Consider the following 26685-nt stretch of genomic DNA (forward strand, 5'->3'; position numbering starts at 1 on the left):
TCCGCCGCCTTAGAGTCCTTCACTGTCACTATTCCAAAAGTGAGGTTCGTTCTCTGTCGACTTCTCTAACAGTTCATTTGCTTTCGCAAGCATATATTTTGGTTGCGCTATCACAATGTCTTCTGGCACGCGCTGACCATTAGCGATGTAAGCCACTGGCATTGCGTTTTGAATCACTACACTGATGAATTCGCCTAGACTTAATGACTCATCAAGCTTCGTCATAATACAACCCGAAAGTGGTATGCGTCGGAAGTGATCCAGCGTTTCTTGTAGAACGCGACGTTGTGCGGTAGCTGGCAAAACAAGGTAGCTGTGAATCACTTCTCCGCTCTCTTGCATTAGAGTATCGAGCTGCTCAGAAAGCCTGACATCTCGTTGCCCCATCCCTGCCGTATCGACCAAAATCAGTCTTCTGTTTCTTAGCTGATATATAACATCGGCTAACTCGTTAGAATCTTTAGCAACTCTTACGGGACAACCCATGATTCTTCCGTAAATTGAGAGCTGCTCATGTGCACCTATGCGATATGTATCTGTTGTCACAAGGGCCACATTGTCAGCACCGTATTCCATGGCGGCACGTGCTGCGAGCTTCGCAACGGTGGTTGTTTTTCCCACCCCCGTCGGACCTAACAGTGCGACCACACCACCACGTTTTAAAATGTCCTGTTTAGGAATATTGATTTGATCCGCCACCAGCGATAACAACGCTTTCCACGCTCGCGCTGGTTTTGTATCTTCCGGGATATAGCAAGCCATTTGGTCTGCTAACTCCGGAGAAACGCCCATACGCTCTAAGCGCTTAATCAGCATTGCTCTGAGCGGCTCTCGACGTTCCACTTCCTGCCACATCAGGCCAGATACTTGATGCTCTAAAAGACGACGAATTGACGTCATCTCTTCGCGCATACTCTCCAGCTCATCGGCAGATTCTTCTCGCTCATCACTTGGACGGCGGCGATCATAGCGTGTCGGATCCAACTTCGGCGTTGGACGCTCAAATCGATTATCTTGTGCGATTAACTTCGCCAAAGGTGAATCTGGTTGATATGGCGCTGGCTTTTCTTGGTTGTAGCCGTCGCGATGCTTATTCTGGCGTTGCAATAAAGCAGAGAGCGAATCTTCATTTTCCGCTACATGATCGTCAGCATCTGCTGCACCACCACTATATTGCTTAAGCATGTTAGCGAATCGCTGCGTCATCGAGCCTGTTTTTTCGTTGTTACTGTTATTACTGTTCAGACTAATTTTATCTTCATCTAAATGACGATCTTGATAACGATCTGCAGAAGACGATGACATTTGACGATGTTCGTTATAGCGATTCGATTGAGAAGCACCGCGATTTTGTTGTGACGCTGCGCTTGCTTGAGACGGGTTAGATTCACTATCTATCGCCGCAACAATCGCCACCCCACCAGCCACTTTCTTGTTTGACATGATCACCGCTTCCGCGCCTAACTCCTCTTTCACTTGGAGCAGCGCCGTTCTCATGTCTTTGGCAAAAAATCGCTTTATTTTCAAACTATGAATCCATTAATGATGCGTGAGATCAGTTACCCACGGCTTGCACAATTCTGATCTGTTTTTCATCCGGGATTTCTTGGTAAGACAGTACCCGGAGATTAGGTATTGTGTTCTTCACAAATTTCGCCAACGTCGAGCGTAATACACCGGAAGTAAGCAGAACGGCTGGCTCGCCTTTCAATTCTTGTTCCTGTGTCGCTTGGCTTAGTGAAGACTGCAATCGTTCAGCGAGCCCCGGTTCAATCCCCGCGGATTCGCCTCCTGATGCTTGCATAGTTTGATGCAATATTTGTTCCAGTTCAGGTATCAAAGTAATCACTGGCAGCTCAGGTTCTATACCATTGATTTCTTGAACAATTAGGCGTTTAAGACTAATTCGAACTGCTGCCGTCAATATGTCAGCTTCTTGACTCTTACTTGAGTACTCAGCCAAAGTTTGAACAATCGTGCGAATATCGCGGATTGGAATGGCCTCGTTTAACAAGTTTTGTAGGACTTTCACCACCACACCTAAAGGCAACTGATCAGGAACAAAGTTCTCAACCAACTTAGGTGCGCTGCGTCCTAACATTTCTAATAAATTCTCTACTTCTTCATGACCAATCAACTGCGATGCGTTATTAGTCAATAACTGGCTCAGGTGCGTCGCTAATACTGTCGATGAGTCAACAACCGTATAACCTAACGCCTGAGCATGCTCACGCTGATCTTCGCGAATCCATACGGCTTCCAGTCCAAATGCAGGGTCAATGGTTGGCTCGCCATCAATCATGCCATACACCTGACCTGGGTTAATCGCTAGCTCTTGATCCGGACGAATCTCAGCTTCGCCCACCGCAACCCCCATTAATGTGATTCGATAGCTGTTTGGCGTCAGTTCAAGGTTGTCACGTATGTGAACCGCAGGGATTAAGAACCCAAAATCTTGCGATAGCTTTTTACGCACACCTTTTACGCGCTCTAACAGTTCTCCGCCTTGGTCTCGGTCCACTAGCGGAATCAAGCGGTAACCCACTTCTAGGCCAATAATATCGACTGGCTGGACGTCGTCCCAAGAAAGCTCGCGTTGCGATGAAGGCTCTGCACCTTCGTCGGCTTTCGCTGGTAAAGCCGGCTCTTTCGCTTTCTGCTTTTGGCGTTTATCGATGAAATACGCCGCCGCGCCAGCCGCTACCGCCAGACTCAAAAACGCAAAGTGTGGCATGCCCGGTACGATGCCCATCACACCGAGGATAGCTGCGGTAATCATCAGTGCTTTTGGGTTGTCGAACATCTGGAAGACCAGCTGTTCACCCATGTCTTCATCAGTGTTTTGACGCGTCACCATCATCGCCGCTGCAATCGACAGCAATAGCGATGGAATCTGTGCAACTAGGCCGTCACCAATCGTCAGCAAAGTATAGATTTCAATTGCCTCACCGAAACCCAATCCATACTGCGCCATACCGATCGACAGACCGCCGATGATGTTGATAAACAGAATCAAAATACCGGCAATCGCGTCACCTTTTACGAACTTCGAGGCACCATCCATCGAGCCGTAGAAATCCGCTTCTTTGGTCACTTCAAAACGACGAACTCTTGCCTGTTCTTGGTCTATCAATCCGGCATTTAAGTCCGCATCAATCGCCATCTGCTTACCTGGCAACGCATCAAGGGTGAAGCGAGCACTTACCTCAGAGATACGACCCGCACCTTTGGTCACCACCATAAAGTTGATGATCATTAAGATAAGGAAAACCACTAAGCCGACCGCGTAGTTACCACCAATAACGACATTACCAAACGCTTCAATTACGTTACCTGCCGCGTTGCCGCCTTCATGACCATGCAGTAAGACGACACGTGTCGAGGCAACGTTCAGTGCCAAACGCAACAAAGTCGCGATCAGCAGTACCGTCGGAAAAGCGGCAAAGTCCAACGGACGACGTGTGTAAACGGTCACTAACAACACCACCATCGACAACGCGATGTTAAAGGTGAAGAACATATCCAGCAAAAAGGCTGGAATAGGCAGCACCACCATCGCTAAGGTGGCCAAAACCATCACCGGCGCGCCAATAGCTGGCATTTCACGCTGAGGGATTCGTGGCAATTTATCTGCAAATGGCAGGCTTAACTTCATACTACGAGAGATCTCAATCGATTGAAGCGTCACGTTAGCTCTTACTATTAATACGCGACCGCTTTGGCCTAAAAGTTTAGGTATGGTTGATAATTAAGGCGTTTTAAGCAAGCTATGTACCATAATTAACGCCAAAATAATGACTAAACACTCAAGTAGAGCTTAATATCTGATTAAATTAGCCTTTTTAGAATTAGGCTTCTTTTAGTATTAGTGCCGGTGTTCTGGCGGGATTGGCAAATCGTAATCCTGAATTTTGGGGCGCTGTCCACCTCGTTTTCGGTATTGCTTCAACTGGAATACAAATGCCAAAACCTGAGCCACCGCAGTAAATAATCCATCGGGGATCTCTTGTTCTAGCTCGGTAGTATGGTACAGCGCACGAGCAAGTGGCGGAGCAGGTACAATTGTGATGTCATGCTCTCGGGCGACTTCTCGAATCTTCATTGCCATGTGATCGGTGCCTTTAGCGATCACTACCGGCGCACGGTCTGTCTTCTGTTTATAACGAAGCGCAACCGAAAAGTGCTCTGGGTTGGTAACAATAACATCAGCCTGAGGAACGTCTGCCATCATACGACGTTGAGCCGCTTCTCTTTGCAGCATACGAATGCGCCCTTTGACCTCTGGCTTACCCTCGGTTTCTTTATATTCGTCTTTAACTTCTTGCTTGGTCATTTTTAACTGATCAGCGTGCTGCCAGATTTGAAATGGAATATCGATGGCAACCACGATCAACAGTGAACAGCTGATCAACAAGATAAAGTTCAGCAGAATATCTAAAGCATGGAAGATGTTTTGCGGATACACATCCATACTTAATTGAATCAGATCCGCCTGCGATGCTTGGATCAAATAGATCGCGACACCAGTAACCAAAACCACTTTAAGAATTGATTTGATCAACTCTACCCAGCTTTGCATTCCGACCATCCGCTTTAAACCGCTAAGCGGATTCATTTTCGACAGCTTTGGCATAGCGGCTTGAGCAGAAAAACTGATTCCTCCCACACCCGCAGCACCAATCATGGCGGCAGTAAATAATGTCGCTAGCACCAAAAATAGAGGGAACAACAAATCGGTCATCGCCCCTAAAGCAATGTCAAATAGCTTTGCCGTATCAAAAATCTCTTCTCGTTGAAGATCAAATAAACGGCTCATGATGGAAAACAATGAACGTGCTAACGCCTCGCCAAACCACATCAGTGAAATGGCGCCAACGATCAGTACAGATGCTGATGCGAGTTCTTTAGATCGAGCAACCTGCCCCTTTTCTCTGGCTTGTTGTAACCGTCGGGGCGTGGCTTCTTCGGTGCGTTCCTGACCGTCTGATTCTGCCAATTCTTAGCACTCCAAGCGAATGAGCCGACAAATCTGCGCCTCACCCACTGTCCAGAACATTTCATAATGACTGTAAAGGCCAGCCAGTATGTACCAACACAGTAATAGACCCACCATCAACGCAAACGCAAAACCAAGCGAAAAGATATTCAGCTGTGGTGCAGCACGGGTCATTACACCAAACGACAAGTTAATGGTAAGTAGTGCAATAATGCCAGATAGAGACATACTCAGTGCCGTTTGGAACATAATACCAAGCCAGCCTGCCATTTCACGGAAATCAACCGCGTTGAGCGAGCCGGAGCCAATCGGCAGTGTTTTAAAGCTGAACACGACCAGTTGCAGCATTTTCAAGTGCCCATCGGTGGCAAGGAAAAACATTGTCGTCAAAAACATGAATAGCTGACCAAGCAATGGCGTGTTCTGACCATTTGCGGGATCAACCATAGAAGCGAAACCCAAACTTGATTGCATACCCAATATTTGTCCCAACAAGACAAAGGTTTGAATCATAAATTGAGTGACCATGCCCATCGCAATACCGATGATCATTTGCTCGGCAATGGTCATAAAACCCCGAAACGAGAGCAACTCAATGTCTTGAGGCACTGCAGGGATCGCTGGCATGACTGCAAAAGTGATGGCTAACCCGAGGTAAAGGCGGATTCGTGGTGAGACAAATCGAGCCCCAGTTACCGTCATCACCATCAGCATGGAAGAGATACGAACGTAGGGCCAGAAATAGTTTGCGATCCAATCTAAGACAACGCTAGTGGGGTACTCCATAGGCGCCTCTAATAAAGCACCTGAGGTAAGCGCTCAATCAAGCCATAGAAATATTCCATCAACATTTGCGTCATCCAGTGACCAAATAGCATTAGAGCCAAAAGCGTGACAATCAAACGCGGCAAGAAGCTCAATGTTTGTTCGTTGATGGAAGTCGCAGCTTGGAAAATCGCAACAATAAGGCCGATAAGCAAACTTGGGATGATAATGGCGCAGACCATGATAAGCACCATCCAAAGTGCTTCACGGAAAAGCTCGACAAACATTTCTGGTGTCATGTCTTATCCTCTATCTGCGCTTATCTAAAGGGCGAAACTGCCCGCGAGTGTCGAAAGTATCAAGTTCCAACCATCGACCAATACGAACAGCATCAACTTGAACGGCAACGAAACAATCATTGGTGACAACATCATCATACCCATTGCCATCAGTACCGACGCTACCACGAGGTCAATAATCAAAAACGGCAAGAAGAGCATAAAGCCAATCTGGAATGCAGTTTTTAGCTCCGAGGTGATGAAAGCAGGAATCAACACCGCCATCGACACATCTTCTGGGTTCTCAACTTGCTCTCCTGACATGGTTACAAACGTCTCCAAGTCTTTGATTCGGGTCTGTTTAAGCATGAACGCTTTCATTGGCGCTTGTGCAGCATCAAATGCTTCTCGAGCCGTGACTTGCTCGTTCAAATAAGGCTGAACGGCTTTATCGTTGATTTCGTTCAGGACGGGAGACATAACAAAGAAGGTCAAAAACAGCGCTATACCAATGATGACCTGATTAGACGGCGTTTGTTGCAAACCCATTGCCTGACGCAATATCGACATCACCACAACAATTCGAGTAAACGACGTCATTAAAATCACCATGGCTGGCAAGAAGCCAAGCATGGTCATTAACGCTAAAATTTGCAGTGTAACCGAGTAATCTTCACTGCCATCTGGGTTCGTGGTCATGGTAAACGCAGGGATGCCACCACCACTAGAAACGGACATAGCACGACTGGCGCCAGTATCACTTTGCATCGCCTGAACAGTGACGCTACTTCCATCAGCCAAGTTGTCAGGCAGAGCAGACTCCTCTGCCTCAGCAAACGAAAATGAAGAAAACAGCACGCCGACGAAAAGCAACAACGTGCTCAGGAGCAAACGAATCGGGTTACCCTTTGTCATGTTTTTTGATCAGTTGGCTAAATTGAGTCGCAAAAGCATTGGTCGCCAACTCTTCCTCTTTCAGTGGCTTATCTAACTTGGCTAACGTTTGGATTGATTGGCTGGTAATTCCAACCAAAAACTGCTCTTCACCCACTTGAACTACGGCGATTCTTTCTTTGGTGCCCACTGGCAACTGACTCACAATACGCAAGCCTTTTTGTTGTCCCATCGCAGGCACTTGCATACGTTTAAGTAGCCAAGCCAACAAAAGAATCACGCCGATCACAAGCACAAGCGAGCCCAGTGTCGTCGCAAGATCCAGATTATTTGGTGCGGCAGCAAATGCATAAGGAGCACTCAGCATTAAGCTCAGTGCTCCAGTGATTTGCGTCAATCGCGTTTTGATTGAGCAGCTCATCTTAACGTAGCTTCTTAATTCGTTCAGTTTGGCTGATCACATCCGTCAAACGGATACCAAACTTATCGTTCACGACCACGACTTCGCCATGCGCAATCAGTGTACCGTTGACTAATACGTCCAATGACTCGCCCGCTAGACGATCCAACTCAACAACCGAACCTTGGTTCAACTGCAATAAGTTCCGAATGCTGATTTGTGAACGACCGACTTCCATCGAAATCGTCACCGGAATATCCATGATGGTGTCGAGTTTACGGCGCTCATCTTCGGTAATTGGGCTTGAAGTGTCTTTTAGCTCTTCCAGTGGCGCGGCCAATACTTCATCTACGTCAACAGAAGGTGCAGACGGGTCTTCGCCAAGAGCGGCTGCCCATTCATCTGCTAGCTTTTGATCGTCACTTGGTTCCATTTTTCTATCCTGTGTTAAGCCTTATTTAATGCCAAAGCATGTCTGTTCAATAAGGTATCTTAATCGTCTATATCGTCTTCATTCTCAAGCTCAGACATGATGTCTTTGCCCAAGAAAGCTAAATCTGTTTTGACTACATGTGGGCGCTCAATTTCCTCAGAAATTTGCACCGCTAATTTGTCTTCCGAACGGCCCATTTTTACGCGATAGGTCGGCAGGTCTTCCACAAACATTGTCGCATGTTCTGGCATTTCAATCGGGATGATGTCACCCGGTTGCAATTCCATGAGGTCACGCAAAGAGATGTCTTTTTCAAGCAAGTTAACGCGGAAGTTAACCGGACAATCCATAATCTCTTCACGTAATGCTGAGCTCCAACGGACGTCTGTCTCCATCTTGTCGGACTGAACACCTGCATCCAACAGTTCACGAATCGGCTCAACCATGGAGTAAGGCATAACGACATGAAAATCGCCGCCGCCACCATCGACCTCAATGTGGAAAGAACTCACGACAATCACTTCTGTCGGGCTGACAATGTTAGCCATACTTGGGTTTACTTCAGAGTCGAGATATTCGAACTCCACCCCCATCACTGGCGACCACGCTTCTTTGTAGTCTTCAAATACAATCTTCAGCAGCAGCTGAATGATGCGGCGTTCCGTTGGGGTAAATTCGCGCCCTTCGATTTTGGCATGGAATCGACCATCCCCACCAAAGAAGTTTTCTACCAGAATAAAGACTAAGCGAGCCTCCATGGTGATCAACGCTGTACCTTTTAACGGACGAAAACGCACCATGTTCAAACTGGTTGGCACGTACAATGTGTTTTGGTATTCGCCAAACTTCATCATCTGCACGCCATTGATCGACACTTCTGCCGTTTTACGCAGCATATTAAACAGACTAATACGCATGTGTCGTGCAAAGCGCTCGTTGATAAGTTCGAGCGTCGGCATTCGACCACGTACAATCCTGTCTTGCGACGAGAAATCAAAATTGACGGCACCTTCGTTGTCGTTTTCTATCGGTTCATCGACGTCATCAACATCGTCAACCCCGTGCAATAGCGCATCAATTTCGTCTTGGCTTAATAGATCGGTCACGTTTTACCTATTGAATAACAAAATCTGTAAACAGTACTTTTTCAATCACTGGCTTACCGACCGCAGCGTTTAGCGCTGCTTTGATATCTTCGGAAGCACGATCGCGCAATTCCACTCGTCCCGTTGGAGAACGCAACTGATCAACCGTCGCCGAAGCAAACGTTGATAATAAAGAGCTCTCAATCAGTGGCGAATGGTACCGCGCCAACTCTTCATTCTCTGCGCCGCGAACCATTAACTGCGCTTTAATTTGTACCAGTCTGTCGCGACGGTCCCCTGTAACGTTAAATACAAATGCCTGAGGAAGGTTCACGTAGGCAATTGGCGAGGCATCTGATGCCTTCGCTTGAACCTGTTGAGACGCTTCAGCCTGAGCTGGTTCATCAGAGCCCATGAGAAAGAACGCTGCAGCACCACCGCCAAGTAGCAATACCACAACAGCGATTATGATGATAAGTAACTTACCTTTTCCTTTCGGCGCATCGGCCCCTTGTAACTGTTCTTCTGCCATTGTTGTCTCTTATTGTTCTTTTAGGTTACCGAGATGCTTAAGGAAGTCGTTTGGTAACCTTGTATTATTGCCTTTAAACGGCCTGTTATGCGTAAAAACTAATTCCATCACGCTTTGAAGCGACATTCAAATCCAGATTGACGTCAGCATCAAAGCTCTCTTCTGATTGTCCAGAAAAACCGCTGCCTTGAGCGCTTTGACCATGTTGCTCAGCAGTATACCTACCTTGCTGCTGTCCGCTGTTTTGTTGCTGAACAGAAGAATCAGCCAGTTGCATGCCCTGCTGCGCCAACATCTCTCTCAAGCGAGGAAGTGTCTGTTCAATGATGTCACGCGCTTGCGGGTTGTTCACCGTAAAATGCACATTAGCCACATCGTTGTTCATCGTCATACGAATTTGCATACGACCTAATTCTGGTGGATCAAGACGAATATCGAGGTTTTTTAGGTTCTTCGACATCATCATTTGCACTTTTTCCGCCACTTGTTCATTGGCCAACTCTTTGGTCAGTTGCAACGGAAGCTGAGCTTGCTGAGCGGCATCAATACGCGCTTGTTGCTGCACGTTTGTTCCTTGTTGACCCGCCATCGCCTGAAGCTGCCCTGCTAAACCATGTTGAAGTTCTGGTTTATCTTGCTTATCCGCTGTCGCTTTAAGTGCACCAGCAGCCAATGCGGCATTCACAACTTTCTGGTTAACCTCTCCATCCTTTACGCCTTGAAGGGCCGTCGGTAAATGAGCTGCGACGAACGCATCTAGCATCGGAGATAATGCGACTTTATCTGCACTCTGAACAGCTTGCGGCTGAGCTGATTGAGTAACCAAATTAAGGGCTTGCTGAGACATCCCCATAGGCGCAGCCTGGCGAGCCAAATGCTGTTGTCCTTGCTGCTCGGCGAGAACCTGTTTAACGTCAGTAGGAAGCGCAACAAACTGGGCAAGATCTTGCTCAGGAATATCGGCAATGACCGTCCCTTTTTTCAACCCTTCTATGATCTCAGTTTCTTGCTGAGTCAGTGGTTTTCCCTGCGCCAGTTTGGTATCTATGAGTTCGAGTTCATCCAAGGAAACACGCTGAAGCGCATCAATTTTAGAGCCATCCAAACCCACCTCCAGTGGCGATAGTTCATTGGCAACGTCACCACTGACCATGCCCTTCTCGGTTGGGTGACTGACTTGTTTAGCCATACCTTGCCAAGTAGCAAACTCAGACGAGAGCTTATCGACATCGATAGGTTGACCATTCTTATCTAAAATTGGCTCTAAGCCTTGCCCAGCCATTGCCTGCACTTGTTCAAGCGATTGAGCTGATGGCATTTCATTCAAAGCAGGTTCATCAATGTCTGTTGTTTGCTCGTTAAACGAGTGCTCTAAACCCGCTCGTTGAGGCAAAACTTTGCCACTATCGATGGATGCATTATTCGCTTTCAAGGTTTGATTCGCTTGTTCAATACGACCAAGCAGCTGTTGTCCTTCACCCATCGCGCTTTTTGCGCCATTAGCAGCTGAAGGGGCGTTCGAGAGTGAACCGACTTTCTCAGTGACATCAGCATCATTTTGCGAGTGCGCGCCTTGTTTGGCTTCCAGTAGGCTTGCTTCATCACTTTGAATGGTGTTCGCATGCTCTGTCAGCATGTCGCCAGAGCGGCTTTGCTCTTGAATAGCAGTTTCTTGGCTTTCTTGCGCCAGCAACTCCTCGGCATCGTTACTGCTCGCTTGAGCCACTTCTGTGACCGCTTCTTGACTATCAGCTTTGCCAGACGAAAGCTTGTTAATCTCGGCACTGTTTTGTTCTTCACCGTTTAGTGATTTCGTTGCTACTTTTTCTGACTTTTGTGAACCTGAAAACGCATCCGTCAAGGTTTCTAAAAATCCCTTGTTCTCGGCGTTTTCTGTAGGTGCTTGTGCGGCAGAGTCAGACACTGACGTCTTGCTCGTCGCAGAAACATTGGACAAATTCACATTCATATAGAAATTCTCATTATCAGCAGCTTCGAGCGCTAGGCCGCTGCTAAATTGCACACGGTGGCAAATTTAGGTTATTGGGATGATCATCTACAGAGTTATCTGCAAAAATTACGCCAATAACAAGCTCATTGCTGCAGTGACAAAACGAGCGTTATAAGTGGAAGCAACATCAACTTTTAAACATTAAAAAGGCTTCGCTCGACGGCTGTAAAGCAACGTTGAAAACTCGTCCATTTGCTTTTGTTCCCGTTTGGCTTCAGCAAGCTGTTTCTCTTTCTCACGCTTTTCGATCATCCACTCATAGGATTTGCGTTCTTTGCGTACTGTTAACCAGTATTCTTGACAGTTTTCTACCTGTTCTTTGAAATGACTTTCTGCTTGTTTCTGCTTAGATAACGTTTCGTCTAGCTGAGTGAGAAAGCGATTTAAATGCCCATATTCGCTTGCCGTTAAGCCCGCCTGCCCACGGTCGATAAGCTGTTGGCAATAATCAAGGCGATACTTTTCGATTTGCTCAACCTGACGGTAATAATCTTCAAGTTCAGAGCGCGCTTTGTTCAGCGCAAGTACGGCTTGATCTTCACGCTCTTTAGTCTGCTCAAGTAGGAACTCCATCGCATTGTTCATGCGCTATCACCCGCCTAAAATGTTTCTAAGCATGTTGACGCACATATCGTATGGCACCGATTCTTTCATGCTCTGCTGTAAGTATTCGTCTAACTTTGGCTTCAATGTAAACGCGCCATCGATAGCAGGATCGGTGCCCGGCTTGTACGCCCCAATCGACACCAAATCTTGGTTCTTGCGGCAAATCGACAAGACCTGACGTACCGCTTTCGACATCAGAACATGTTCTTCAGTGGTGATTTGCGGCATAACACGGCTAACCGACTTTTCGACGTCAATCGCAGGATAATGGCCTGCATCCGCCATTTCACGGGACAGCACAATGTGACCATCAAGAATTGCCCGCGATGCATCCGCAATCGGGTCTTGTAAATCATCGCCCTCGGTCAACACGGTAAAGAACGCCGTAATTGAGCCTTGTTCGGCGCTTCCGTTACCCGCACGCTCAACCAAAGCAGGTAGCTTGGCGAACACAGATGGCGGATAGCCTTTTGTCGCTGGCGGCTCACCAACAGAAAGGGCGATTTCACGCTGTGCTTGCGCAAAACGCGTCAAGGAATCCATCAATAACAGAACGTCCAAACCTTGATCGCGAAAGTACTCTGCAATGGTTAAGGCGGTTTGACAGCCTTTCAAACGCATCAATGGTGAAGCATCGGCAGGCGCAGCCACCACGACAGAGCGACGTCGTCCATCCTCACCTAAAATCTCTTCGATAAACTCTTTAACTTCGCGTCCACGCTCACCTATCAGACCGACCACAACAACTTGTGCGGTTGTACCTCGCGTCATCATGCCAAGCGTGACCGATTTACCCACACCAGAGCCAGCAAACAGACCGATACGCTGACCTTTACCTACCGTCAATAATCCGTTAATCGCTTTCAAACCCACATCAAGTGGCTCTGAAATTGGCTTTCGAGCCAGCGGGTTGATTGGCTCAGCATTAAAAGAGGCGCGATGATCGGTATACAACGGACCAAGTCCATCAAGCGGATTACCAACCCCGTCAATCACGCGACCAAGCAACTCCATGCCAACAGGCAAGCCAGCGTCACTGGTTAATGGCGTCACTCTAGCGCCAGGCAAAATGCCCGTAATTTGCTCGCTTGGCATCAAAAATAGGTTATCGCCTGAAAAACCGACGACCTCGGCTTCCATCTGACCGGACATGGTTTCCACTAAGCATAAACTGCCAATTGGCGCGCGACAGCCTGTCGCTTCCAACGTTAACCCAACCACTCGAACTAGTTTGCCAGAGGCAACTGGGCGCGTCGTTAAGCCTTCAACTTTGTAGTTTCTTAAACGGTCAGCCAATGCTTGCATGGATTACTCACCCTCTTGATGACGGTTTGCACCACAAAAACTGTGCAACACGCTTTTGACGCGCTCTTCCATACGGTAGTTAATGCTTGATTCACCCGCTTCAATCTGGACGTCGCCTCGATTGAGTGATGGCTCAGCAACCAACGTCCAGTTGCGGCAATCAAGGTCTTCTTCGCCGTAGGCTGAACGAATAATCGCAACGTCTTCTGGATTCAGGTGCAAGGTAATGGGGTGACCTGATATTGGCAGCGCTTCAACCGACTGCTTAACCGTGTCTAAAATAATTTGAGGGTTGGTTTGCACTTCGACATGCACGACTTCTTTAACTAAACAGAGCACCATGTCCACCAGCTGCTTTTCAACCTGAGCATTCATTAGCTCTAACGGCTGAGCAAACTGGTTCGCTAAGTTCATAAAGGTTTCGACTTGCTGCTGAATATATTCTTGGCCTGCGGTCACGCCTTCGGCTTTTCCAAGCTCCAGCCCTTCAGCATGGCCCGCTTGCAGGCCTTCTTCTTTGCCTTTGTCGTAACCTTGCTTAAAGCCGGCTTCTTGACCTTGATACAAACCTTCCTGATAAGCACCTTGCTTGATCAGCTCTATCTGCTCTTCGGTTAGCTCAAGTGCTTGCTCTTCTTCTGGTTCTTCAAGATTCGGTACCCAACCCGGGTCATAGTTAAACGCGGTTTGTTTTGCTTGCTTGGCTTTGGGCTCGCCGTAATCAGGCAACCCCCAACGTTGTGGTTCGATCATCGAATCATCTTCATCAGGGCGGATAAATCCACGTTTTCTTTCGCCAGCCATGGGTTACCTATTATGTATTCGATTAAGAAGTGAGGGCGCTCCGCAATAGGATAATCACGGAGCAATAGAGATTATAAGAATTCGTCCGCACCGCCAGACAACATGAGTTCGCCTGCATCGGCCATGCGACGAGCGATCGCCAGGATTTCTTTCTGTGCTGCTTCGACATCCGCCACGCGAACTGGCGGCATCGCTTCGATGTCATCACGCATCATCTCAGCCGCTCGTTTCGACATGTTCTTAAATACCTTCTCACGCAGAGAATCGTCGGCACCTTTAAGTGCTTTTTGCAACACGTCTTGTGGTACATCACGCAGCAATTTCTGAATACCTTGATCGTCCACTTCGACTAAGTTTTCGAAGACAAACATCAAGTCTTGAATTTGCGTCGCCATGTCTTCGTCTTGATCGCGAATCTGCTCCATCAACAAACCTTCGACGTTGTTGTCTAGATAGTTCATGATCTCCGCTGCCGCTTTCAGGCCGCCAATCTTGGCTGCTTGAGCGCCAGCTTGACCCGCGAACTGTTTCTCCATGATTTCGTTCAGCTCTGCCAGTGCCGATGGCTGAACTTCTTCAAGGTTGGCAATACGCATCATCAGGTCCAAACGCACGCGCTCAGGGAACTGAGACAAAATCTCCGCGGATTGGTCTGCTTCTAAATAAGACAATACGATGGTTTGGATCTGCGGGTGTTCGTTGACAATGATGCTCGCCACTTGTCGTGGGTCCATCCATTTCAGCGAATCCAAGCCTTTTGAACCCGTACCAAGTAGGATCTGGTCAACCAAATTGTTGGCTTTGTCTTCACCAAGAGCCGCCACCAGCGCATTACGCATGAAGTCTTCGCTGCCCATGCCGATGTTGGTGTATTTCTGGATGTCCTCCAAAAACGCACGGTGAACGGCCGACACCTTGTCTTGGCTGAGGTCTTTCGCCTTAGCCATCGCACTACCCACACGCTGGACCTGTTTTGGCTCTAGGTGACGAATAATGCCAGCGGCATCTTGTTCATTGAGGCTCAGTAGCAAAATTGCTGCTTTTTCTTCGCCAGTAATGGTTGAGACATCCAGCTCAACTGGCATTCCCGCGGCGTTGTCATCTTGAGGTACGATATCGTTAGCCATTGTCATTCATCCAGTTTTTCACTACTTGAGCAGCAAGTTCAGGTTCATTCGCCACCAGAGCGCGAACCGCTTTCAATACATCTTCATCTTTATGAAGGTTTGGCAAATCAATACTTGAACCAAACTCAAACAGTTCGCTGCTTTCAATGTCGCTGCCAATCAGGCTAGTTTCACCATCCGCACCAATCGGCAAGCCGTCTGGTCCGTACATTTCGTCTTCGTCATCACTGGTAGGGTTAAGCAATTTCTTCATTGCTGGACGAACCAATACCAATACGACAACGATGATCACCAATGCACTTGCGAACCAACGAACCCAGTCACTGAAGTTAGGGTGCTCCCAAATTGGTGGTTCTTCCAGCTGTTCAGCCTCAGGCTCTGCAAACTTCACACTCAGTACATTCAACAAATCACCACGGCCTTGGTCAAAACCGACCGTACCAATTAAGACTTGGCGAATAGCATTAATTTCCGATTCGGACATAGGGGTATAGGTCACTTCTCCCGTATCTGGGTTGACCTGACGACGGTCCTTAATCGCAACAGAAACTGTCTGACGAGCAACCGTCCCTGTCTGCTTACGCTCATGGCTGATGGTGGTATCAAGCTCAAAGTTACGCGTGGATTCTTTACGCACCGAACCCTGTCCCATGACAGAACCGTCTTTCATCTGAGCCACATCTTGCGGAATAGAGGCATCCGCTGGAGGCTGATTACTTAACGCCCCCGGAATACCCGCTACCATATTGCCGTTATTGTAATCTTCTAATGCGTACTCACTGCGGGTTGCAGGGGTATTGGGATCAAAGCGTTTGCGAGTTTGTTCAACCGCGCTGAAATCCATTTGGATATCGACCTGCGCCGTGTAGTTGCCATAACCTAAAATAGGTAATAGCACTGAATCAATTTTTTCACGCAGCGCTTGTTCCTGGCTACGCTCTAATTCTTGCTCTTTGCGTCGCGCAGCAGAAGCAGGGTCTTGAGAGCCTGAACTGAGCAAACGACCATGCTGATCTGTGACGGTAATGCGGGAAGTTTTCATTCCCGGAACGGCACTCGCCACCATGTCAACGATAGAATCAACTTCTTGCTGTTTGAGGTTCGTGCCAGTCGACAGTGTCAAAAATACGGACGCAGATGCTTCTTGATTGTGACGTACAAACACACTGTGCTTTGGCAGCGCCAATAAGACTCGTGCTTTACGAACTTGCTTCATTTCCTCAATCGCTTGAGCCAATTGACGTTCTCGACTGAGTTTAAGGCGCTCTTGCTCTAAACGTTGTGATACGCCAAAGCCCATATCTTGCAGCAAAATATCATCGCCCGCCTCTGTGGCTTGGTTTACGCCCGAGCGAACCATGCCAAGTTTGATCGAGTTGTATTCGCTCGATTCAACAGAAATGGTATTACCATCAAGCTTGTAATTGATTTTTTGCTGGTCCAGATAATCCAAAACGGGGATCAACTCTTCGGTCTCATAGGCTCCAAGCGGGCGCATCTCCGGCTCTTTGACCCAAAAGAACAGCATCACGATCAATGCAACACAGATGGAGATTGACAGCACAAGTACAACTTGACGAAGTAAATCAAGGTCACCCACTGCCATATCAAATTTTGACGCACTGCGCTCCTCTAGATCTGGATTTTGACTCTCCACATCTACGTCGGAACTTGCTACCAGTGCACCATCTGAGCCGCCTTCAGTGACGGTTAAATCTGTAGACTTGTCTGCCACACTTATTACCTAAATTACACTGGCATGTTCATGAGGTCTTTATACGCCTCAACGAGTTTATTGCGAATTTGAACCGTCGCATCAAAAGCGACACTAGACTTGTTACGAGCAATCATAACGTCAGAAAGGGAAACATCGGCATCACCACGATCAAAACGGGTTTGTAAATCACCGGATGCTTTTTGAAGTGTGTTCACGTTATTGATGGCTTTAGTTAGGAGATCATTAAAATCTGCTCCAACTTTCGCCCCACTTGCAGTAGGAGCAGTATTGGTTGCTTCTACCATCATGGCGCGCATTTCTGCCTGAATACCATCAACTTTCATTAGCACCTCTAAGCCAAAAGATTGACTATTAACAAAACTGATTATTAACACAGCAATTAACGTGCCATAAGACATTAGTTAGCGGTTTGCTTACACTTTTTGTCTTATGGCGATTGCACATGTTAATTTGGGATATCTATACCAGCATCACGCATTTTGGCAAGTTTGTAGCGCAAGGTTCGTGGGCTTATGCCCAGTTTCTCCGCCATTTCTTTGCGTCGGCCGTTACACTCCACCAAGGTTTCCAAAATAATGGCGTATTCTTGGTCACGCAGCTCGCTGCCCAAGCCCTCCCCGCCAGATACCGGACGGTTCACACTCTCAGGTTGAGCGACTGGCTTAACATTAGGTACCACCATCTCTGCATTTTGCACCACATGCTGCAAGCTGTTGGCATCTTGCCAATCCACCCCTTCTAGCAAAATGTGCTCTGCGTCGATATCACCATTCTCACTTAAGATAAGAGCTCGTTGCACCACGTTATCCAGCTCACGAACGTTACCTGGCCAAGGGTATTGCAGCAGTTTTTCTACCGCAACGGCTGAAAATTGAGGCACTGGCATCCCCATCTTGCTGCAATGACGCTCAGCAAGATGCTTGGCAAGTGGCGCAATATCGCCTTTGCGTTCGTTCAGTGCTGGCCACGCAATTGGGAACACATTCAGGCGGTAGTATAAATCTTCACGGAAGTTGCCTTCTGAGACGTACTGCTTGAGATCACGGTTACTGGTCGCGAGCACGCGTACATCCAGCTTGATGCTCTTACGACTGCCAAGGCGCTCAACTTCACGCTCTTGCAAAACACGTAATAGTTTCGCTTGCAGGTTTAAGTCCATTTCGCTGATTTCATCCAGCAAGATTGTGCCGCCTTGCGCTTGTTCAAACTTACCCGGACACGCTTGAACAGCGCCAGTGAACGCGCCTTTCTCATAACCAAATAGTGTCGCTTCCAGCATGTTGTCTGGAATCGCCGCACAGTTGATCGCAACGAATGGACCATCTTTACGGTTTGATGCGTTGTGAATATAACGCGACATCACTTCTTTACCTGAGCCACTCGGACCTAGCACCATAACATTCGCATCTGTACGTGCCACTTTATCGGCCAAAGCAAGTAGGCGCAGACTTTTTTCATCTGCCACGACCGCGTCACCATTGTCATCGCTTTTGATCGGTGCATATCGACTGACCATGTTCAGCAATACTTCTGGTGCAAATGGTTTCGCCATGTAGTCAATCGCGCCGTCTTTCATTGCCGACACGGCATCTTCAATGTTGGCGTACGCCGTCATTAACAGTACTGGTAAGTTAGGCCAATTCTGCTTGATGTTTTTGAGCAGAGCCAATCCGCCCATACCTGCCATTTGCACGTCAGAAACGACGATATCGACAGTATTCGATTTGAGTTTTAGTAGTGCGTCTTCCGCACAGTCAGCTTCTAACCACTCATACCCTGCCAGAGCCAGAGTATCCACTAGGGCTTCACGAAGACCTTCATCGTCTTCTACGATCAGCACTTTGCTTTGCGCCATTCTGATTCTCCAGTAATTGTTATTACCAGAAGCTGCTTACTACGCTTCTGGTTGCACTCGCTCTAGCGGAATGCACATGGTAAAGCAGGCTCCATCACCCTGCTCTGAAATAAGTTCCAATCGACCGTCATGGGCACGGCAAACCATTTGAACAACTGCCAACCCTAATCCAGTTCCTTGAGAACGTGTGGTAAAAAATGGCTCCATAATTTTGGCTTGCAGTTCTTCGGGCACTCCCGGTCCGCTGTCTTGCACAGAAATGCGTAACTCACCATTTACCGGGCGGAAAAAAATATCGACTTGCGATTCTTTACCAGACATTTGAATCGCATTCATGACCAGATTACTTAATGCGGATGCAATGGCGTTCGCATTGCCTAGTAGCTCAGTTTGTTCTTCTTCCACTTCTAGGCAGTAATCAATACTGTTGTTTTTTAGCGCGGTTTCGACCATCGGCTGATATTCCGCTACCAACTGGGCAATCGTGAATGGCTTAATGACTTTATTATCACCACCTTTAGCAAAAAGCAGCATATCATTAACCTGCTTTTCCAAATCGTGCAGTCGATCCATTAATTTGGTTTGGAAGCGATCTTTTGTCGCTGGAGGAAGATTTGGCGCTCCCAAATTGGATGCATATAACATAGCGCTCGACAGCGGCGTTCTTACTTGGTGAGCAAGCGATGCAACCATACGTCCTAACGACGATAAGCGCTGTAAATCACTGACACGAGCTTGAAGTAAACGGGTTTCGGTTAAATCGGTAATCAGGATCAATTGACCTGTTGTGGACGCCGAGATGGCGAGTCGAACTTTACGGCCATTACGTAATGAAACTTCGTGGCCATCATCTTCACGTGGGTCAAACACCGCCTGGATAACGTTGAACCATTTTTCGTTAACCAGTGGAATCTCAAGAATTCGGTGCGCTTCTGGATTTGCTTCACGCACTACTCCGTACGTATCGAGCAAAATCACTCCAGCAGGCATCACATCGAGCACCTGTTTGTAGCGCTCAACCTGATTCTCTACGGAATCTAAATGGGATTGATTGGTGTTGTTATCCATTACTGCCTGTCGAAATATCGCCGCTAAAACTAAAATAGCTTGGTAAGCAATTAGCGTACCAAGCTATTTTCTATATTTATCAGGACGTTAAGCTATCGACAATAAGTTGACACTCAGAGATAACGGTTTTGGATGCCAGAAAAACGATGTTAACCAGCCCAAGTGATTATTCAGATATCGTCTTAAAACTTCACTTTACCTAGCGCTGTAAGTTGTACTTACGCATTTTTTCCACCAGCGTAGTACGTCGCATACCCAGCATGTCGGCCGCTCTTGCTACAACGCCACCCTGCGCTTCTAATGCTTGGCTGATCATATTAACTTCTAAATCAGCCAGCAGCTCTTTCAAATTAATCCCTTCCGGTGGCAGCGCTTGCGGGGCGTTCATGCTGTGATCAAGGTCGTCTTGATCTTCAAAGCTAAAATCTTCAGAGAAGATATCTTGGAATACATCACGCTCTTGCTCTTCCACCGAAACAAATGGATTGCTCTCTGGTTGGAACTCTGGGATGTCACTGTAGCGATATTTGGTTGGTAGATGGTTTACATCCACCAAGCTATTTGGATACAGAATAATCATTCGCTCAACAAGATTAGCCAACTCGCGTACGTTGCCCGGCCAGTTATGCTCCATAAGTGAGTTGATTGCACGAGGTGTAAAGCAGATAGGTTGTCCGCCTTCCGCCTCTAAACGTGTCATCAGTTCTTGCAGCAGCAATGGTATATCTTGTTTGCGCTCTTTCAGCGCTGGCATCTCAATTGGAAACACGTTCAGGCGATAGAACAAGTCTTCTCGGAACGTGCCTTCTTCAATCATATTTTCTAGATTACGGTGTGTCGCCGCCACAACTCGAACATTTACCTTGATGGTACTATTGCCACCTACACGTTCAAAGCAGCGTTCTTGCAATACACGAAGCAACTTTACTTGCATCGACATTGGCATATCGCCAATCTCATCAAGAAAGATCGTGCCACCGTCTGCGAGCTCAAATCGACCTTTACGGGCAGTTAACGCACCAGTAAACGCGCCTTTTTCGTGACCAAATAATTCGCTTTCTAGGAGCTCAGGCGGTATTGCACCACAGTTAATAGGTACAAATGCGCCATCGCGGTATGAAGAATGATAGTGGATGTTACGCGCAACAACTTCTTTACCCGTACCGGACTCACCTAAGATCAACACGTTTGCTTCCGTGTTTGATACTTGCTCAATCAGGTGTCGAACTTCTTGAATACCTCTACTTTGACCAACTAAGCTGCGAAAAAGCGTGTTTTTGCGTGCACTAGCAACAACATTCACTCCTTTTCGCCCCAGAAAATCTTTGCAGTGGCGTAACGCTTCACTAAGCTGTGGGTAATTAAGCGGCAGCTCTAGTTCACCAACAAAATTTGGAAGATCATCAACAGGCAAAGGAAAACGGCCCATGACTAGAAGAGGGATGTGGTAAGCGCTGTTTAAATGAGAGATAACCGTACTCGCCGCTTGACCTGCTGGAATATTACCAACAATACAGCACGACCATACGCTAGACCAATCAACATCGCTGAGCTGATCAGAACTGACCGCTTCGCAATTTTCTCCAACAAATTCCAATATATTGCTTAAATTTAAACGACTTGATGCGTCATCATCAATTACAAGCAGCTTTGCCAAACCATGCATAAGTAAGAATGATTGCCTTTATTTTAGGTGCGTTGCGGCCAAACCTTGATTTGCGCAATTGGGTGCTAAAGAAGGCAGAACCACCACACTCAATTTACGATAGACAAAATAGGAAAATCAGCAACAAAAAAGCCATTAGGGCTACTAATGGCTTCTATTTTATTTGAATATAAAAATAAGGCAACCAAGCAATGGAGAGGTGTGAGCTTGATAGAAACTTTGCTACACAACTCGTTGCGCAATTGACAAATATATTCGTCTAGTATCTTAACACATTGTTTTGACTATTAAATACCAACTTCAGCAGCGGTAAGATTATGAAACTCTGTTGGGATTTGGTCCCAAGCGGACTTGATCTCACGGATAATGTCGATAACGTCGTCGATCAGCTGAGGCTCATTTTGATGGTTAGCAGCAGAAATTTGCGTGATCATAAACTCATACAGTGAATCTAAGTTTGAAGCAATATCACCACCGTCATCCATAGATAGACAGCTGCGTAGCGCGATAATGATGTCTAACGCTTTACCTAAGCGCTCACCTTTTGCTGGAATATTGCCTGCTTGCATGGCTGCTTTACCTTGAATAAGGCGCTCAATCGCACCAGCCATAAGCATTTGAATGACTTTGTGCGGAGAAGCCGCGCTAAGCTGGCTGTCGACTGATACCTTTTTGTATGCTTGCAAAGAACCGCGCATAGTAATCCTCTTTTAAATAAATTTTTTGTACTGCTGAAGTGAACGCTGGCCATAACGAAACTTATGGAGCTCTTTTCCGACCTTTGACGTTTCCGATTGCATCAGCTCGACAATTCTTTTGGTACGAGTTAGCAATGCTTGCCACTCTGCATCCTGCTTAACCAAAGGATTTTGATGAATAATTGGTAACAGGTTTTGCAATAACCGTTCCCTGATATCGACCAAGCGAAGAATTTCTTCAGCATTAAAATCAATTTTTTCTAATTCTTGCGTAATTAGTTGATCTATATCACTAATTTCCATGAGTTCTTTTTGCATTTATTAACCCAACGCACTCATCAAAGCGCCTAACTGGCCCTGCATTTTACCGGTCGCATCTTGCATCGCGGTAAACTTCGCATGAGTACGCTTCTCTAGGCTTTCCATGCGGCGATCTAATGCCGCTTGATCGTCACTCAAACGGTAGTTTTGTTCTGTGAGACTTTTTTCTCGAGTACGAATACTGCCTGTAATACCTGTGATACCGTGAATCGCATCTTCTACTCGTTTAGCAAAACCTGTGTTGCCACCGAAGAACTTTTCTAACTCGTTGAAGTTATTGTTCAACTGGCGGTCTAGCATGTCATAGTTGATTTCTAGGGTGCCTTGACGTGTGGTCGTAATGCCAAATTCTGTTAAGGACTTTAGGTTTTCAGGTGCTTTATCGATTCGAGTAGAAAAGACCGATTTTAATCGTGAATCTGCACTGCGTACGGTGCTGTCACCTGACAACGGCCCTTTTTGACCAGTTACCGGATCCACACTCGCCAACGCTTGGGAGGTTTGATAAAACGAGTTATACGCTGCCACAAAGTTTTCGATATCGTTGCGTACACTTTGACGGTCGTACTCGACACCAATTTCAGCAGGCGGTTTATTCGGTTCTGATTTGCCTTTTAGTGTTAAATCAACACCTTCGATCGCATCTTCAATCACATTGTTGTGGCTAGATAGCTTTGCCACTCCATCAAGCAGAACTTCTGAATCTTGCCCTGCTTGTACTTCTGTCATTCCAAGGTATTCTTCAAAAGCAGATTGTGCCTTTGCGATTTTCGCTTCTGCTTCATCAATTTTTTCCAGACGCTCACGTTCTTGAGGATCAAGTTTAGCGCGATGAATTTGCTTAGCTTGCGCTTCGGAAAGTTCACCACGTGCCACTTTTTCGTCTAACGCTTGCTTTTCACTCGCAATTTTTTGCTCGATTTCCGCTTTTTCTTGCTCAAGAAGCTGCTTAGCCTCTTTCGTCGTAACGTAAGAATCGGTTAGAGTGCCCGATGCGGCATTATTCCAGCCTGGTACATCTGGTGCCTTCTCTATTGCCTTTTCGTCGAGTTCGAGCTCTGGTTCTTCATAAGAGTCCAACAAAGTACCTGACGCAGTTTCTGTCCACCCTGGAATTCTGTCTTCAGGGCGTAAACTCGCGCGTCGGTTGGCTTCATCAATGGCTTCTTGACCAGCTTTGGCTGCTTCTGCACCCGCCGCAGAGATTGGCGCTTGCGATGCATCATCTTGTACATCGTCTGCCGCTTTTTGCTCTTCTGGAGGTAGAGGATTGCCGTTTGCATCCAGCTCTTCTGCTGGTTGTTCCGGAAATTTAAGAGGACCTAAGACATCTTCCGCCGCTGAACGAGCTTCTTCAAGCGCGTTGACGCGGTCTTCAAATGTTTGGTATTCGAAATATTTAAGAGGGTTGCCTTTTTCTGCCTCCACACTGACTCTGATTTGATGATCCTTACCAGAGAGGTTAGAAGCAAGGATAAGGCGTGGACCTTCGACGTCGTTAATAAGAGATGCACGAACGCCAGGGTTATCTTTAGCGCCATTGATGCCACGTACGACATCGATGAGCTTAGATCGGGAACGAACATCGATATTAAAACGCTCATCACCAAGCGAAATCTGCAGCTTACCAGGGCCAAATTTTGCGTCTTCTGGCAATACGTCAGAAGCGACTTTATGGCTCTGAGCAAGCTGCAACACATCGATAGCATATTTGCCAGCGATAGCATCTGTGGTTGCCGTGGCAGATACGATATTGTCATTGGTCGTTTCGACAGTGCGAACGGCAAATGCTTTCTCCTGACGAAAGTTCGCCATGAGATTTTTCATCGTATCCAATGATTCTCTGAGTCGCCCGTAAGCACTGATACTGGCGTTAATTGTCGTGCGTTCGTTGTCGATACGTTGCTGCTTTGGTACGCGTTCGGCATCCACAATTTTGCTGACCATGGAATTAATATCCATGCCGCCAGACATCCCCAAAGGGCCTAAACTCATCAAATCACCTCTAAAAACGACTTACACTTTTTCAGTCAACAACCCGCTGTTGGCTGTGTGCTCAGCTAGGCGACGCAATACCACTAGCATTTCTTCATCAGGAATTTGACGAATCACGTCACCGGTATTGGCTTCATAAATCGTCACCACATCTCGTCCGGATTCTTCATCCACTCGAAATGCGACTCCTTTGTTTATGGACGTTACAAATTCATTCATTTGTGCGACCAATTTTTCACGTTCTTCTTTGTTCAGTTCTTGACGGCTTTCAGCCATCTCGATCGCAGCTTGAACAGAGAAGTCGTATTCGGTGTTTTTCGCTTTTTGCGGCGAAATCTCACCATTTGAATTTGCTGGGCTAGACGTGCCTATATCATTGCCATTTTTATTTGCAAACTTTGTGCCATTTGGCGTGCCGTAAGGCTGGATGTTCGATGCGTAGGAGGATATATCCATTACAATCTCCCTTCCACCTTATGGGCTAACGATAGAATCTATCGCTTTGGTGCCCCAGCACTAAGGTGTTGACCTCAGGCTGGGTTTACCACTTAGCCCAACAAGCTTAGCGCTGCAGATGGAGACTGCTTCGCTTGAGCCAGGATTGAAGTACTTGCTTGCTGAAGAATTTGCGACTTAGTCATCGCAGTGGTTTCCTTCGCGTAATCAGTATCTTTAATACGGCTTTTAGACGCGTTAACGTTCTCGTTAATGTTGTCTAGGTTGCTGATTGCGTGGTTGAAGCGGTTTTGGAAAGCACCGAGTGAAGCTCGTTGGCTGTCTACGGACTTAAGAGCGCCGTCGATAACCGCTACTGCTTCTTGAGAGCCAGCTACTGTGGTTACATCGATGTCTTTCACTGTTACGTCTTTCGGACCACCAAAGCCGATCTCGTCTGCTAGGTTGCCAGAAAACTCAACATCACCTTCAACTTTTTGAGAAGAAGCAAATACTTGTAGTTTGCCATCTTCGCCAACAGAGGCTTTTACATCATCGTTTTGACCGTTGATGTATGTCGCTAGCTGTTCAATATCATCGCCTTGCTTAGCGCTGATTGATAGCTCTTTCTCTTCACCCTGCTTGTTGGTATAGCTCATTTTGAACTCTGTTTTCTCACCAACAGTCCAAGATGCGTCTTTACCCTCTTCTGCTGCGTAGCTCTTACCACCCATTGCTGAAGTGTCTGAGCGTAGGTTACCCATAGAAAGCATCACTGCTTCACCTGAGTCCGCACCGATTTGGAAAGATTGAGTACCGTAAGTACCGTTTAGAAGCTTGTTACCACCGAAAGAGGTAGTTTCAGCAATACGGTTTAGCTCGTCATTTAGCGCTGTTACTTCTTCTTGGATCGCAACACGTTCTGCTTTTGAGTTAGAACCGTTCGCAGATTGAAGCGATAGGTCACGCATACGTTGTAGGATGTTGGTAGATTCATTCATTGCACCTTCAGCAACCTGTGCAATAGAAATACCGTCGTTTGCGTTTTTCACCGCCATGTCTAGGCCACGGCTTTGTGCATTCAAGCGGTTTGAAATCTGTAGACCTGCAGCATCGTCTTTCGCGCTATTGATTTTATAACCCGAAGACAAACGCTCCATTGATTTTTGTTGACCGTCAGCTGCCTGGTTTAGGTAACGCTGTGCAGTCATCGCAGAAACGTTAGTATTAACGTTAATCGCCATAATTGATCTCCTTAAGGCTTTAGTGAATGTACCGTCGTGTCTCTCACCTCACTTAGGTACATCTCATTTCTCTCAGTCCCTTTAACGGCGACCGATGAATATCCTTTAGAAGAAATTTTCAATTTTTTGCGATTATTTTCTTTGGCTTACTGAAATGTGATGAAGCTCTAATGTCGTGATTCGCAGAAATCCTGAGTCCCCAAAAGACAGAAAAAAACCCAGCCGAAGCTGGGTTTACTCGCTCATCTCTCACCACGAGCCAATGAGGTTCTCGTCTTAGGTTTGAAATTAACCTAGCAGACTTAGCGCTGAGTTTGGCGCCTGTTTCGCTTGCGCAAGGATTGAGCTTGATGCTTGCGATAGAATTTGTGACTTGGTCATTTGAGTCGTTTCTTTCGCGAAGTCAGTATCTTTGATACGGCTCTTCGA

At 46.9% G+C, this 26685-nt stretch carries 26 protein-coding genes; all 26 read right to left on the minus strand.

Features of this window, described 5'->3' with window-relative positions:
* Positions 1-9 precede the first annotated feature (9 nt).
* A complete protein-coding gene (gene flhF / locus ACWYVB_RS10520) occupies positions 10-1527 on the minus strand; it encodes a flagellar biosynthesis protein FlhF (protein WP_012841533.1) in 1518 nt (505 codons plus the stop codon).
* Between the two features lie 28 nt (positions 1528-1555).
* The gene (gene flhA / locus ACWYVB_RS10525) at positions 1556-3655 is read right to left on the minus strand and encodes a flagellar biosynthesis protein FlhA (RefSeq protein ID WP_041853026.1); all 2100 of its coding nucleotides are present in this window, start codon (positions 3653-3655) and stop codon (positions 1556-1558) included.
* Between the two features lie 210 nt (positions 3656-3865).
* Entirely contained in the window at positions 3866-4996 is a 1131-nt protein-coding gene (gene flhB / locus ACWYVB_RS10530; RefSeq protein WP_006741705.1) for a flagellar biosynthesis protein FlhB, read from the minus strand.
* A gap of 3 nt (positions 4997-4999) precedes the next feature.
* Entirely contained in the window at positions 5000-5782 is a 783-nt protein-coding gene (fliR, locus tag ACWYVB_RS10535; protein ID WP_005384463.1) for a flagellar biosynthetic protein FliR, read from the minus strand.
* Positions 5783-5790: 8 nt separating this feature from the next.
* Entirely contained in the window at positions 5791-6060 is a 270-nt protein-coding gene (gene fliQ, locus ACWYVB_RS10540; protein ID WP_012841532.1) for a flagellar biosynthesis protein FliQ, read from the minus strand.
* 24 nt (positions 6061-6084) lie between these two features.
* The gene (gene fliP, locus ACWYVB_RS10545) at positions 6085-6954 is read right to left on the minus strand and encodes a flagellar type III secretion system pore protein FliP (RefSeq protein ID WP_006741704.1); all 870 of its coding nucleotides are present in this window, start codon (positions 6952-6954) and stop codon (positions 6085-6087) included.
* Positions 6941-7354 carry a flagellar biosynthetic protein FliO gene (gene fliO / locus ACWYVB_RS10550; RefSeq protein WP_104969689.1) on the minus strand — a complete coding sequence of 138 codons (414 nt, stop codon included), beginning with the start codon at positions 7352-7354 and terminating at the stop codon, positions 6941-6943. Before fliO ends, fliP begins: the two co-directional genes overlap by 14 nt.
* A 1-nt stretch (position 7355) precedes the next feature.
* Positions 7356-7766, minus strand: coding sequence for a flagellar motor switch protein FliN (gene fliN / locus ACWYVB_RS10555; protein ID WP_012841530.1), 411 nt, complete (start codon positions 7764-7766; stop codon positions 7356-7358).
* A 59-nt stretch (positions 7767-7825) separates the two neighbouring features.
* Complete coding sequence (gene fliM / locus ACWYVB_RS10560) at positions 7826-8872, minus strand: flagellar motor switch protein FliM (RefSeq protein WP_006741703.1); 1047 nt, start codon at positions 8870-8872, stop codon at positions 7826-7828.
* 7 nt (positions 8873-8879) lie between these two features.
* Positions 8880-9383 (minus strand): flagellar basal body-associated protein FliL, encoded by a 504-nt coding sequence (gene fliL, locus ACWYVB_RS10565; protein WP_012841529.1) that lies wholly within the window; start codon positions 9381-9383, stop codon positions 8880-8882.
* A gap of 85 nt (positions 9384-9468) precedes the next feature.
* Positions 9469-11352 carry a flagellar hook-length control protein FliK gene (locus ACWYVB_RS10570; RefSeq protein ID WP_395222184.1) on the minus strand — a complete coding sequence of 628 codons (1884 nt, stop codon included), beginning with the start codon at positions 11350-11352 and terminating at the stop codon, positions 9469-9471.
* Positions 11353-11535: 183 nt separating this feature from the next.
* On the minus strand, positions 11536-11979 hold the full coding sequence (gene fliJ, locus ACWYVB_RS10575) for a flagellar export protein FliJ (protein WP_012841527.1): 444 nt from the start codon (positions 11977-11979) through the stop codon (positions 11536-11538).
* A 6-nt stretch (positions 11980-11985) separates the two neighbouring features.
* Positions 11986-13305, minus strand: coding sequence for a flagellar protein export ATPase FliI (gene fliI / locus ACWYVB_RS10580; protein WP_006741701.1), 1320 nt, complete (start codon positions 13303-13305; stop codon positions 11986-11988).
* Positions 13306-13308: 3 nt separating this feature from the next.
* Positions 13309-14109: a flagellar assembly protein FliH gene (gene fliH / locus ACWYVB_RS10585; protein WP_006741700.1), complete on the minus strand. Its 801-nt coding sequence runs from the start codon at positions 14107-14109 to the stop codon at positions 13309-13311.
* A gap of 71 nt (positions 14110-14180) precedes the next feature.
* On the minus strand, positions 14181-15236 hold the full coding sequence (gene fliG, locus ACWYVB_RS10590; RefSeq protein ID WP_012841526.1) for a flagellar motor switch protein FliG: 1056 nt from the start codon (positions 15234-15236) through the stop codon (positions 14181-14183).
* On the minus strand, positions 15229-16971 hold the full coding sequence (gene fliF, locus ACWYVB_RS10595) for a flagellar basal-body MS-ring/collar protein FliF (protein WP_006741698.1): 1743 nt from the start codon (positions 16969-16971) through the stop codon (positions 15229-15231). Before fliF ends, fliG begins: the two co-directional genes overlap by 8 nt.
* Before the next feature lie 14 nt (positions 16972-16985).
* Positions 16986-17297: a flagellar hook-basal body complex protein FliE gene (gene fliE / locus ACWYVB_RS10600; RefSeq protein WP_012841525.1), complete on the minus strand. Its 312-nt coding sequence runs from the start codon at positions 17295-17297 to the stop codon at positions 16986-16988.
* Positions 17298-17419: 122 nt separating this feature from the next.
* Positions 17420-18829 (minus strand): sigma-54-dependent transcriptional regulator, encoded by a 1410-nt coding sequence (locus tag ACWYVB_RS10605; protein WP_046875536.1) that lies wholly within the window; start codon positions 18827-18829, stop codon positions 17420-17422.
* 39 nt (positions 18830-18868) lie between these two features.
* The gene (locus ACWYVB_RS10610) at positions 18869-19897 is read right to left on the minus strand and encodes a sensor histidine kinase (protein WP_395222186.1); all 1029 of its coding nucleotides are present in this window, start codon (positions 19895-19897) and stop codon (positions 18869-18871) included.
* A 199-nt stretch (positions 19898-20096) separates the two neighbouring features.
* Complete coding sequence (locus tag ACWYVB_RS10615) at positions 20097-21563, minus strand: sigma-54 dependent transcriptional regulator (protein WP_395222187.1); 1467 nt, start codon at positions 21561-21563, stop codon at positions 20097-20099.
* Positions 21564-21850: 287 nt separating this feature from the next.
* Entirely contained in the window at positions 21851-22261 is a 411-nt protein-coding gene (gene fliS / locus ACWYVB_RS10620) for a flagellar export chaperone FliS (RefSeq protein WP_005380457.1), read from the minus strand.
* A gap of 12 nt (positions 22262-22273) precedes the next feature.
* On the minus strand, positions 22274-22579 hold the full coding sequence (locus ACWYVB_RS10625) for a flagellar protein FliT (RefSeq protein WP_005380456.1): 306 nt from the start codon (positions 22577-22579) through the stop codon (positions 22274-22276).
* Positions 22580-22582: 3 nt separating this feature from the next.
* Positions 22583-24577: a flagellar filament capping protein FliD gene (gene fliD / locus ACWYVB_RS10630; protein WP_395222188.1), complete on the minus strand. Its 1995-nt coding sequence runs from the start codon at positions 24575-24577 to the stop codon at positions 22583-22585.
* Between the two features lie 21 nt (positions 24578-24598).
* On the minus strand, positions 24599-25033 hold the full coding sequence (flaG, locus tag ACWYVB_RS10635; protein WP_005384493.1) for a flagellar protein FlaG: 435 nt from the start codon (positions 25031-25033) through the stop codon (positions 24599-24601).
* Between the two features lie 92 nt (positions 25034-25125).
* The gene (locus ACWYVB_RS10640; protein ID WP_005380449.1) at positions 25126-26256 is read right to left on the minus strand and encodes a flagellin; all 1131 of its coding nucleotides are present in this window, start codon (positions 26254-26256) and stop codon (positions 25126-25128) included.
* Between the two features lie 288 nt (positions 26257-26544).
* A partial coding sequence (locus ACWYVB_RS10645) for a flagellin (RefSeq protein ID WP_331442293.1) occupies positions 26545-26685 on the minus strand: 141 nt, incomplete at its 5' end.

The sequence above is a fragment of the Vibrio sp. JZG10 genome (assembly GCF_054064075.1).

Bases quoted from the DNA above. Each gene is read 5' to 3' on its own strand.
- fliQ (WP_012841532.1), bottom strand. From the start codon at position 6,060: ATGACACCAGAAATGTTTGTCGAGCTTTTCCGTGAAGCACTTTGGATG.
- flaG (WP_005384493.1), bottom strand. From the start codon at position 25,033: ATGGATATATCCTCCTACGCATCGAACATCCAGCCTTACGGCACGCCA.
- fliN (WP_012841530.1), bottom strand. From the start codon at position 7,766: ATGGAACCAAGTGACGATCAAAAGCTAGCAGATGAATGGGCAGCCGCT.
- fliE (WP_012841525.1), bottom strand. From the start codon at position 17,297: ATGAAAGTTGATGGTATTCAGGCAGAAATGCGCGCCATGATGGTAGAA.
- ACWYVB_RS10615 (WP_395222187.1), bottom strand. From the start codon at position 21,563: ATGCATGGTTTGGCAAAGCTGCTTGTAATTGATGATGACGCATCAAGT.
- fliJ (WP_012841527.1), bottom strand. From the start codon at position 11,979: ATGAACAATGCGATGGAGTTCCTACTTGAGCAGACTAAAGAGCGTGAA.
- fliH (WP_006741700.1), bottom strand. From the start codon at position 14,109: ATGGCTGGCGAAAGAAAACGTGGATTTATCCGCCCTGATGAAGATGAT.
- ACWYVB_RS10625 (WP_005380456.1), bottom strand. From the start codon at position 22,579: ATGCAAAAAGAACTCATGGAAATTAGTGATATAGATCAACTAATTACG.
- fliR (WP_005384463.1), bottom strand. From the start codon at position 5,782: ATGGAGTACCCCACTAGCGTTGTCTTAGATTGGATCGCAAACTATTTC.
- fliO (WP_104969689.1), bottom strand. From the start codon at position 7,354: ATGAGCTGCTCAATCAAAACGCGATTGACGCAAATCACTGGAGCACTG.
- fliG (WP_012841526.1), bottom strand. From the start codon at position 15,236: ATGGCTAACGATATCGTACCTCAAGATGACAACGCCGCGGGAATGCCA.
- fliD (WP_395222188.1), bottom strand. From the start codon at position 24,577: ATGAGTTTAGGCCCTTTGGGGATGTCTGGCGGCATGGATATTAATTCC.
- fliP (WP_006741704.1), bottom strand. From the start codon at position 6,954: ATGACAAAGGGTAACCCGATTCGTTTGCTCCTGAGCACGTTGTTGCTT.
- ACWYVB_RS10570 (WP_395222184.1), bottom strand. From the start codon at position 11,352: ATGAATGTGAATTTGTCCAATGTTTCTGCGACGAGCAAGACGTCAGTG.
- flhA (WP_041853026.1), bottom strand. From the start codon at position 3,655: ATGAAGTTAAGCCTGCCATTTGCAGATAAATTGCCACGAATCCCTCAG.
- fliS (WP_005380457.1), bottom strand. From the start codon at position 22,261: ATGCGCGGTTCTTTGCAAGCATACAAAAAGGTATCAGTCGACAGCCAG.
- ACWYVB_RS10610 (WP_395222186.1), bottom strand. From the start codon at position 19,897: ATGGATAACAACACCAATCAATCCCATTTAGATTCCGTAGAGAATCAG.
- ACWYVB_RS10605 (WP_046875536.1), bottom strand. From the start codon at position 18,829: ATGGCGCAAAGCAAAGTGCTGATCGTAGAAGACGATGAAGGTCTTCGT.
- ACWYVB_RS10640 (WP_005380449.1), bottom strand. From the start codon at position 26,256: ATGGCGATTAACGTTAATACTAACGTTTCTGCGATGACTGCACAGCGT.
- fliI (WP_006741701.1), bottom strand. From the start codon at position 13,305: ATGCAAGCATTGGCTGACCGTTTAAGAAACTACAAAGTTGAAGGCTTA.
- fliL (WP_012841529.1), bottom strand. From the start codon at position 9,383: ATGGCAGAAGAACAGTTACAAGGGGCCGATGCGCCGAAAGGAAAAGGT.